Consider the following 7,117-nt stretch of genomic DNA (forward strand, 5'->3'; position numbering starts at 1 on the left):
AAAACAAAAGAAACAGAAATAAAAAAGAGAGTAGATAAAGATGATAACACTGCAATGTCTACTTGAATTTCAAAATACGCAAGATAAAGAGATTGTATTAAATTTAATGCGTAGATTTTCATCTGCTATGAGATATGCATACCAAAGATTATTAGAAGGCGAAAAAAGAAAAGATTTAAAAAAACAACTATCAAAACTATTTAACATAAATACAAGATACTCAGATGATGCAATATTCTTAGCACAGTCAACTATCTCATCATGCGAAGAAAGAGGTCAAAATCCAAAAAAGCTTATATTTGGTTCAAGAAAATTATTTGAGCAATTAAAGAGAAACCATCTAACAGGAAAAAGAATAAGAAAATTAAAAGCAAAATGGAAAGAAAGTAGACAAGGGAATTTATATTCAAGAGGAGATAAATCTAAACAAGGAAATCTAAATTTAAGATTTCAGTGGGTTAACGATGAATTGTATTTGAGAATAAACACAGGGGATAGACAGTATATCTACGCAAAAGTAATTAGAGATGTTAAAAGAGAGAAAGATAAATGGATAGATTTTATGTTTATGCTGGAAAATGCATATCAGACAAATCAGTGGTTTCCGTACAGTGTTAGATTAAAAACAAAGAATGGTAAATTATACGCTTTTATATCTATAGAAGAGAAAACACCACCTATCAAAATCAAAAAAGACAATGGAATAATAGGTATAGATGTAAATGCTTACCCATTTCATCTTGCATTAGCTTTTGCAAGCAAAGATGGAAATTTAGAGAAATATCAAAGCATTAATTTAAACGAATTATTAGAAGCAAACTCAGAAAAAAGACAATACTCAGAATGGCAAATAGCACATAAGATAATAGAGATAGCAAAGGAAGAAAAGAAGGCAATATCTATAGAAAATCTAAATAAACTACCAAAAGGCAAAAGAGGAGATGGATTTGCAAAGTTAAGAGGAAGACTACAAAAATGGAGCTATAAAAGGCTATTAAACAAAATAGAAATACTGGCAAGAAGAAACGGGATAGAAATAATAAAAGTCAATCCTGCATACACATCAGTAATTGGAAAGCTAAAATATGCACCACAATACAACATGGACAAAGATATAGCAGGAGCTTACGTAATAGCGAGGAGAGGATTGGGATATAAAGAAAGATTACCTAAGAATTACAAGCAGCTCCTAAACGATACTGATTTTCTATCATACACTATAGCAAGAATTGAAGACAATATTGCAAAATTAAAACAAAAGCTAAAAGAAGAGAAAAACGAATACAAAAGAAACAAACTTAAAAGCAAATTAACAAAACTAAGAAAAAATCTAAAAACATTACAAAAACACTTAGAAAGTGGAAAGAGCGAGTCATCTTCCCAACAACCTGTAAACCAACGGAAGGAACAGGTGAGGGGTCTGCCTGCAGGTAGACATAAAAGCTGGCAAGTTCTTTCCATAGCTTTAGCCTTCTGCTGTCTTGAAAGATCATACAGAGATCTTTCTCCTTTAAAGCGTGTAATCGTTTCAAAGGATTGGATAGCAGTGGCTAATAGGTTAGCTCCTGTGCTTGGTGCAGGGACTATGACACTTCCAAAATACCGCCTGTTGGGGTCGGAAGTGTCTGAAATGGCGGAATACAAATACCCCAACCCAAGCTGTGCAAATTTTGTACAGTTTGGTTGACCAGGTATTACATTGGTAAAAGTTGCATGGAGCACCACACATCAGGAATTTATAATATCGGACCATTATTATTTTTCAAAATTACAAAGATACGCAAAAGAAAATGACATTCATGTTGATGAAGTTGACGAGTTTGAGAAATTTGCAGATTATGATGTAATAATTTTTAACTATCCAGAAATTCCTTTTAAGAAAGAAGAAGTTGATTTTATACAGGAGCTTGTAAAGAAGGGCAAAAAAGTTGGAATTTTTGCTTACTACAAAAACGAAGATAAAATAGCAGATACATGTAATACAATGTCTGAAAGATTTGGAATCAAGTTTAACGGTGATATCATCACAGATGATGTAAATAATTATGATAATGACAATTTATTGATTGCTACAACAAAAACATTTGAAAAGATGAAAGAAAGAGGGATTGAAAAGGTTGTTTTAGCTTGTACAGACTCTTTAACCATAACAGGAAATAACGTTCAGGCTTTAATTTACGCTGAAGATACTGCCAAATCTTTACTTGGAAAAGAGAAAATATTATTTGCAAGATATATGGACCCATCAGGTGGTTGTTTTGTTGCAGGCGGTACATGTGTATTTTGGGATAACTATTCAATAGATTTATACAACAATAAACAACTGTCTATTGCATTGCTCAGCCATAAAAAATGATAAAAGAAGGTGATACGGTTCATTTAAAGGGTAGAAAAAGCTCTTTTTTCATAATTTTAGAAAGGGGAAAGGAGCTTTCTACCCACCTTGGAAGCATTAAACATGATGATATAATCGGTAAAAATTTTGGAGAAACAGTTTTTACACATAAAGGCGAGCCTTTTATCTTAATTCGTCCTACTCTTTATGAGCTTATAATGTTTGGGATTAAAAGATATACTCAAATCATCTATCCAAAAGATTCTGCTTACATAACATTAAAACTTGGTCTTACAGATGGGATGAAAGTTCTTGAGTCTGGTATTGGTAGCGGTGCTTTAACTATCGTAATGGCAAATGCAGTTAAGCCAAAGGGTAAAATTTATGTTTATGAAAAAGAAGAAAAATTTTTAAAAAACGCATTAAACAACCTAAAACTTGCAAAGCTTGATTATGTAGTACAGCCACATTTAAAAGATTTATCAGAAGAGATAGAAGAAAAAGATTTTGACGCTGCTTTTATAGATGTAAGAGAACCTTGGCTTTATTTAGAAAATGTAAAAAACGTTTTAAAACCAGGTTCAATGATAGGCTTTTTGGTCCCAACCACTAACCAAGTCTCAGAAGTATTAAAAGAACTAAAAAGATTAGATTTTATAGATTTGGAAGTAGAAGAGATTTTACTTCGTCAGTACAAACCTGTTCCGGATAGACTTAGACCAGAAGATAGGATGGTAGCCCATACCGGATATTTAATTTTCGCAAGGAAAGGAAATTAAATGGAAAGAAGGCAGTATATAGAGAAAGCTAAAAGAATTGTAATTAAAATAGGTTCTCAACTTCTTGAAAAAGACAATGATATAGATACCGAGTTTATTTCAGACCTTGCAAGACAGATATCTTTACTAAAAGACAAAGAGATTATTATCGTTTCATCCGGTGCAGTTTTAGCAGGAGTCAAAAAATTAAAACTTTCATCAAGACCAAAGAATATCACAGAAAAACAAGCAGTCGCAAGTGTAGGACAGGCATATTTGATGCAAATCTATGATAAATTTTTCTCAGAGTATAATCTCATTATAGGACAGGTACTACTTACAATTGAAGGGCTTCGGGAGAGAAAAAGATATCTTTATGCAAAGGAAACTTTAAATAAACTTTTAGAGTTTAATGTTGTTCCAATCATAAATGAAAATGATGCTATCGCAGTTGAAGAAATAGTATTTGGAGACAATGATTTTTTGGCAGCACATGTATCGCTACTGACAGATGCAAATCTATTAATAATTCTTTCTACCGCCGGTGGTCTTTATACAGATGACCCGTCTAATCCGGATGCTAAGCTGATAGAAGAGATTAAAGCAGATGTAGACCAAGCTTTAAACTTTGCTAAAAGCTCAAAATCTAAATTTGGCAGCGGTGGAATGAGAAGCAAGCTTGAAGCTGCAAAAATTGCCACTCAACACTCAATTCCGGTAATCATTGCACCAAAGAAAAAAGATATAATAGTTGATATTTTATCCGGAAATAAAATAGGAACTTTTATCCATCCCCACAAAGCAAAAAAGGTAAGCAGTAAAAAAAGCTGGCTTGAGCTTTTATCTTATCCAAAAGGAAAGCTGATTGTAGATGCTGGTGCAGAGAAAGCTTTAAAAGCAGGAAAAAGCTTACTTCCAAGTGGAATTAAAGAAGTTGAAGGAATATTTAATCAAAAAGATGTAGTGGCAATAGCAAACGAAGAAGGAAACATTATCGGCAAAGGAATTGTAAATTTAGGCTACAAAGAAATTAAAAAGATAAAAGGTCTCAAAACAGAAAAAGCAAAAGAAATTTTAGGAAAAGATGTTGAAGAAGTCATACATGCAGATAACATTGTCATCTTTTAGAGGGTAGAAAAATGAAGAAGAAAATCTTGATTGGAATAATAGCGTTGATAGTAATTTTTTATATCATTTCTGCTTTACGTTATGAATCTCAGCCCAAGGTTGGACTTATAAGAATAGAGGGAACCATTACAGACTATTTAGACACTGTGTCTATAATATCGGAAGCTACAAAAGATGAGAGTATTAAAGCTGTTGTAATTGATGTTGATAGTCCTGGTGGTGCCGTTGGAGCATCTCAGGAAATTTACAGAGCTATTGAAAAATTAAGAGAAAAAAAGCCTGTGGTTGTATCAATGGGAAACGTTGCTGCATCCGGAGGATACTATATCTCAGCTCCTGCTAATGTAATCTATGCAAATCCTGGAACAATAACAGGAAGCATTGGTGTAATAATTCAGCATGTTGATGTAAGTGAAATCTTAAACAAATTTGGTGTAAAAGTAAATACAATTAAAAGCGGAGCTAATAAAGATATTCTATATCCAACAAAACCTTTACTTCCTGAGCAAAAAGCATTGCTTGAAAAAACTGTGATGGATGTTTATGATCAATTTTTAGATGCAATTGTAAGATATAGACCCATCAAAAAAGACGTTTTAAAAAACTATGCTGATGGAAGAGTATTTAGTGGAAATGAGGCAAAAGCTCTTGGACTGGTTGATAAAATAGGAAACATTCAAGATGCCATCTCAGAGGCTAAAAAACTTGGAAAGTTAAAGGAAGATGCGCCTGTAATAGAACTTAAACCTAAAAAGTCATTATTGGATGAACTTATGAATTCAAAATTTGGAATGGAAAAGGTTAAATCTGGAATTTATTATATGATGTCTTGGAATTAATATCTGAGTTAAGAATTGGTTCAAAATTCTTCAAGCTTACCCTTTTTTAAAAAACAAAAAGCAGAGACAATTCATAAATTGCCCATACAGTTAATAAATCAGAGGTAGAAAACAGGAGATTCTTCTTTAGCTTCAGTATGGCAACTTTGATTTTTATAAGCATTTTCATACCCTTTACTTACTCTAAAAAACCCTTATTCATCATTTTAAAGCCGACAAAGAATCTTTCCTTTTATCCAATTTCTCGTCCAACGTACATAAGTAGCATTAAATCAGAGACTGGTTCTTAGACCCGTCTTCCAATATTAATTTCTTTTCAAGAAGTAATTTTTAACTTCTCCACCTCCTCTTTCAGCTTAGCTTCAAAAGATTCTTTAAACTTTTGAGAGTAGAAAGCTATGTAAACATTAGAAACACCGTTATTCTCCTCAATCTTCACCCAAATTCTTCTATGAACTATATAGAATGCAAGCATTGTTCCAAGAACTACTATAATAGTTCCAAGCCAAATGAGATTGGTTCCGGGGAAAAAGCTAATCTGCAATCCTGAAAAATATCTTGGTTGCAAATTTTCAATAATAAGTAAGTAAGGAAATCCATAAGGTTTTACAAATTTTTCGTAGGCAAAAATAGAGACGGTAACATCTGCACCAATTGGCATGTTGAACTCTTTATCCTTATACTTTACTTTTGTTACGATTAATGGGTCAAACACATCTTGCTGGGCTAACATTGGGTTTTTGTAGTTTAAAGTCGTATTAACAACTTGAATTATAGCATCGTCAAATTTATAAATGTTGTTATTGTAGTTGTAATTTATTCTTTTTGCTTTATTAAAAAATTCAGAAACCCTTCTATCTAAATCTCTCAGCTGTTTTTCAATCTCTCTTTTTTTGTCTTCATCTGATTCTGATGCAAGTTTTTGATTTAAAATTTGAGATTCTTCTATATACTTTATAAGTTCATCGTATTTAACTGCTACGATAGAAGCTTCTTTAATCTCTCCTGTTTTTCCGTAAGATGTTTGAAAAATTCTATATCCTTTATATTCTGCCGGGTCGTTAACTTTTATAACTTTTTTCATAACGGGTTTTCCATCTTCTAAAATCTCTATTTCACTGTTGTAGGATTTTACAGCCCCTGAAAACTCTTTACTATCATAAAATTCAAGCCAAAATTTATCCACTTTTATTTCAAACGGCAATTTATAAATTTCATCCCCGGGTTTTAAAGAACCTTCTCTGTACTTTCTTATATAATCAGCTTTTTCTCCTTCCGGAATTTCTATCTGCCCCCTAACACCAAAATAGGAACCTAAGAAAGCACCTATAAGAAAAATAATGATACCTATGTGAGTAACAAGCATTGCAAGTCTTGAGACCTTGCCTTTTTCTGCAAAGAGATATACAGCATTCTCTTCTTTTATTACTTCAACCTTTCTAAAACCTAAGTTATGAATAAATGAAACAATTTTTTTAAGAGTTTCATCGATTGATTCATTGAAAGAAAGCTTTATCGTAGAAGGCTTTTTTAAAACACCTTCCGGCATCTTCTTTTCTACTTTACCGTAGGCAGTTCTATAAATTGATGGAAATCTTTCGATTGTGGCAAAGATTACAGCTATGGCTACCAAAACTATCAATAACTGATAATACCATGCATGGAATACATTGTTTAGCCAAGTAATCCATATAATTTTCGCCGGAATTTCTCCATACTCTTTATAGTAAGTAATATAAGTTTCACCTTGTTTTATGTATGTTGACCCTAAAATAGATAAAATTGCTAAAAGAATTAAATAAATAATTCCAAGTTTTACATTTCCAAGAAATGATATGATTTTTTTAATCAATGTTTTCCTCCGGCTTTACGTCCATCATTTCTTTATACTTATCAACCACTGCCCTTCTGATTTGTTCTAACTGCTGGTCTTCAAGAATTTCAACAATATCAACGAATTTGTTACCAGACCTTTTCTTTGGGAAGCTTAAAAAAAGTCCACCGTGCTTTGATTCTATGAGTTTTATATCTCTTATTAAGATTAAGTCATCTAAAAT

The 7,117-nt window shown here is 32.3% G+C and carries 7 protein-coding genes; 5 read left to right on the plus strand and 2 right to left on the minus strand.

Annotated features, from left to right (window positions below):
• The first annotated feature begins 40 nt into the window (after window positions 1-40).
• Genes Q0929_RS05125 through sppA form a run of 5 tightly spaced genes read left to right on the plus strand, consistent with a single transcriptional unit; the run spans window position 41 to window position 5,060 of the window.
• The gene (locus tag Q0929_RS05125) at window positions 41-1,687 is read left to right on the plus strand and encodes an IS200/IS605 family accessory protein TnpB-related protein (protein ID WP_299238582.1); all 1,647 of its coding nucleotides are present in this window, start codon (window positions 41-43) and stop codon (window positions 1,685-1,687) included.
• A 12-nt stretch (window positions 1,688-1,699) separates the two neighbouring features.
• Window positions 1,700-2,356 (plus strand): hypothetical protein, encoded by a 657-nt coding sequence (locus Q0929_RS05130; protein WP_299238584.1) that lies wholly within the window; start codon window positions 1,700-1,702, stop codon window positions 2,354-2,356.
• Entirely contained in the window at window positions 2,353-3,114 is a 762-nt protein-coding gene (locus Q0929_RS05135) for a tRNA (adenine-N1)-methyltransferase (RefSeq protein ID WP_299238586.1), read from the plus strand. Before Q0929_RS05130 ends, Q0929_RS05135 begins: the two co-directional genes overlap by 4 nt.
• The gene (gene proB / locus Q0929_RS05140; RefSeq protein WP_299238587.1) at window positions 3,115-4,221 is read left to right on the plus strand and encodes a glutamate 5-kinase; all 1,107 of its coding nucleotides are present in this window, start codon (window positions 3,115-3,117) and stop codon (window positions 4,219-4,221) included. It begins immediately after the preceding gene.
• Between the two features lie 11 nt (window positions 4,222-4,232).
• Window positions 4,233-5,060 (plus strand): signal peptide peptidase SppA, encoded by an 828-nt coding sequence (gene sppA / locus Q0929_RS05145; protein ID WP_299238589.1) that lies wholly within the window; start codon window positions 4,233-4,235, stop codon window positions 5,058-5,060.
• Window positions 5,061-5,376: 316 nt separating this feature from the next.
• On the opposite strand, the gene Q0929_RS05150 is transcribed toward sppA, so the two are convergent.
• Window positions 5,377-6,912 (minus strand): cytochrome c biogenesis protein ResB, encoded by a 1,536-nt coding sequence (locus Q0929_RS05150; RefSeq protein ID WP_299238591.1) that lies wholly within the window; start codon window positions 6,910-6,912, stop codon window positions 5,377-5,379.
• The coding region (locus tag Q0929_RS05155) for a septation protein SpoVG family protein (RefSeq protein ID WP_299238593.1) at window positions 6,905-7,117 on the minus strand (213 nt) is incomplete at its 5' end. The genes Q0929_RS05150 and Q0929_RS05155, both read right to left, overlap by 8 nt.

The organism is Sulfurihydrogenibium sp. (assembly GCF_028276765.1).
GTDB lineage: Bacteria > Aquificota > Aquificia > Aquificales > Hydrogenothermaceae > Sulfurihydrogenibium.

Excerpts from the sequence above, each read along its gene's own strand:
- Q0929_RS05125 (WP_299238582.1), top strand. The coding sequence starts at position 41 with ATGATAACACTGCAATGTCTACTTGAATTTCAAAATACGCAAGATAAA.
- Q0929_RS05135 (WP_299238586.1), top strand. The coding sequence starts at position 2,353 with ATGATAAAAGAAGGTGATACGGTTCATTTAAAGGGTAGAAAAAGCTCT.
- proB (WP_299238587.1), top strand. The coding sequence starts at position 3,115 with ATGGAAAGAAGGCAGTATATAGAGAAAGCTAAAAGAATTGTAATTAAA.
- sppA (WP_299238589.1), top strand. The coding sequence starts at position 4,233 with ATGAAGAAGAAAATCTTGATTGGAATAATAGCGTTGATAGTAATTTTT.